This is a genomic window from Psychrobacter sp. 1U2 (assembly GCF_051847575.1).
Window position 1 is genome coordinate 1 of sequence record NZ_JBPYDC010000383.1, and the last position, 1,139, is coordinate 1,139.

General features: G+C 38.6%; 2 protein-coding genes. Both read left to right on the top strand.

Going from position 1 to position 1,139, the window contains the following annotated elements; translation table 11 throughout:
* The first annotated feature begins 7 nt into the window (after positions 1 to 7).
* Positions 8 to 808: an RsiV family protein gene (locus ACS8FD_RS16005; protein WP_439276575.1), complete on the top strand. Its 801-nt coding sequence runs from the start codon at positions 8 to 10 to the stop codon at positions 806 to 808.
* Positions 809 to 891: 83 nt separating this feature from the next.
* On the top strand, positions 892 to 1,139 hold a 248-nt coding region (locus ACS8FD_RS16010; RefSeq protein ID WP_439276574.1), incomplete at its 3' end, for an FHA domain-containing protein.

The window sequence follows — 1,139 nt, forward strand, 5'->3', positions numbered from 1 at the left end:
TAAAAATATAAATACAATCAAAGGTATAAAGCCGATTGCTACTTTTGGCGTTGCCATCTTATTGAGTGCTTTTAGTTTATCTACCAATGAGACTACTTTGATCAGTGCAACAGACTATCTTGATTATAATTTACCAAAACATTTACAAGAACGCTGTATTAAACGTGAAAACTGTCCAAAAATTGACATCAAATATCTTAAAACCAATCATGACTGGCTAAACGGGGTTGTTAATGGACGTATTAACGATCTAGTTGTAAACAGTAAAATGTCTGAGTCGGCACCTATCAACAATAAAAATAGTCACGCCGATGTTAGAGCAGCTATTGATGACTTTGCAGCCTCACAATTTTCTGATTTGCCTGCAGATAGCGTTTTTACTTATCGTTTAACGATAGAGCCTAAATATCTAGGACATGTAGATAACTTTGAGTTATTTGAGATACATTCCTATATATTTACAGGCGGTGCCCATGGAATGCCGTATAGCGAATATCTCGTATTTGATTCCACAACGAAGCAACAGGTGCAGCTGGTAGACATGTTGCAAAAGGGCAAAAAGTCAGACTTTGAGGCATTGGCGTACGATGCTTATAAGAAGTGGGTCGGTACAGTTGCCAGCGACACTCATGATTATGAGCAAAGCTGGCCTTTCGTGTTCAGTGACAACATAACTTTAACGGATAAAGGCATCGATATTCGTTACCAGCATTACTCTATCGGTCCTTATGCCTACGGTATGCCAGTGCTAAGTATCCCGTATGATAAGCTAAACACCATTATCAAGCCTTATTTCATGCCACAGTAAAATAAAGACAAACAACAACTTCCGGTATGACCAAAGATGGTATTTGGTCATATTTTCAAAAATTTATAATAAGGAGTCGCAAGATGACGAATAACTTAGATGACAACAACCTGCTAAAGACTAAAGAAGAGACAACGACTTGGCAGCTTAACGCAATGACTGAAGCGTTGGGTGATTTAACACTGACGGTTGATGACAGTTTGTCCATCGGACGCGGTAACGACAACGATGTCGTACTTGGTAGTAAGGCAGTATCACGCAATCATGCGTTACTTAGTGTCTTAAACGGAGATTTATATATTAAAGATTTGGACTCATCAAACGGGACATT